This window comes from Cryobacterium sp. 10I1 (assembly GCF_035019805.1).
GTDB lineage: Bacteria > Actinomycetota > Actinomycetes > Actinomycetales > Microbacteriaceae > Cryobacterium > Cryobacterium glucosi.
Window position 1 is genome coordinate 1 of the sequence record NZ_JASJVF010000453.1, and the last position, 1454, is coordinate 1454.

The 1454-nt window shown below is 71.0% G+C and carries 2 protein-coding genes; both read left to right on the plus strand.

The window, feature by feature from the left end; genetic code table 11:
• On the plus strand, nucleotides 1–849 hold an 849-nt coding region (locus QN345_RS19000), incomplete at its 5' end, for an agmatine deiminase family protein (protein WP_323509109.1).
• A 332-nt stretch (nucleotides 850–1181) separates the two neighbouring features.
• Nucleotides 1182–1454 (plus strand): hypothetical protein (locus QN345_RS19005; RefSeq protein ID WP_323509110.1); only part of this gene is annotated, 273 nt, incomplete at its 3' end.

Sequence of the window (1454 nt, forward strand, 5' to 3'; positions counted from 1 at the left end):
CTCGACGATGCCTGGATGCGCGACATCGGGCCGACCTTCGTGCTCGACGACAACGGCAGGCTCGGCGCCGTCGACTGGATCTTCAACGGTTGGGGCGGCCAGGACTGGGCGAGCTGGGGCCGCGACGCCGACATCGCCGGGATCGTGACCCGCGCGGCCGGGGCGACACCGGTGTCCTCGCTGCTCGTCAACGAGGGCGGCGGCATCCAGGTCGACGGCGAGGGCACCGTCATCGTCACCCAGACCGTGCAGCTCGACCCCGGCCGGAACCCGCACGCGGACCGGGCCAGGGTCGAGGCCGAACTCGCCCGCACCCTCGGGGCGACCCACGTGATCTGGCTGCCGCGCGGCCTCACCCGCGACCAGGCCCGCTTCGGCACCCGCGGGCACGTCGACATCGTCGCCGCGATCCCCATGCCCGGCACGCTCCTGGTGCACGCCCAGAACGACCAGGCGCATCCCGACTACACCGTGACCCGCGAGCTGCGCGCGGTGCTCGCCGCCTCGACGGATGCCGCAGGCCGGCCCTGGACGATCATCGACCTGCCCGCGCCCGCCCGGATCTCCGACGACGAGGGATTCGTCGACTACAGCTACGTGAACCATCTCGTGGTCAACGGCGGCGTCATCGCGTGCGGCTTCGGCGAACCCCGGGCGGATGCCGCGGCCCGGTCGATCCTCGAGGACGCCTACCCGGGGCGGAAGGTTGTGACCGTGGACGCGCGGCCGCTCTTCGCCCGCGGCGGAGGCATCCACTGCATCACCCAGCAGCAGCCCGCGGCGGCTAAACCCGCCGCAATGTCTGGCGGTGAGGCTGTCGGCGCAGCTAGGGTATGTGTGGGCGTGTGATTACCCCCTGTTCCGGGGTCAGTCGCACGGCCGACCCTACCCATCTATCACTACGTAACCATTCGTCGGAAGGTCTGTCGTTCGCCCCGGCGGCTGATTCGATTTTCCAGACGGTGTCGGACCCCTCGCAGCACTGACTGCGCGCCGGTCCCCTCCGTTCGACTGCCGACTTCACGGTCCCGAAACCCGGGTCGGCTGAGCACCCCGACGAAGAGGTGACGTCGAAGCGAGAAACGCGGACCCGCCGTGACCCACCCGACACCCGATACACCTGTACCCCCAGCCGGCGACCGGCCGCTGGCCTCCGCCACTGGACGTGCGGGAGTCCTCGAATGAGCGCCGCAGGCGATTTCCGTGACGTGGAACGCGAGGCCCTGCTGCGCCGCAGCCAGCGCTCCGCCGCACGCTCCGCGGCGAAGAATCCCCCGGTCGCACGCGCAAGCCAGCCCTCGACCGGGACCTCCCCCGTCGTCCGGCTCGGGCGCAGCGCAGCGATCACCTTCAACCCGGCGCTCCTGAGCGCCGCAGAGCGCAGCCGGTTCAGCCGGCACATGAACGCCCGGGTGTCTCCGGGCAAGGGCGTGCTCTCCAACGCGGAGTACTAC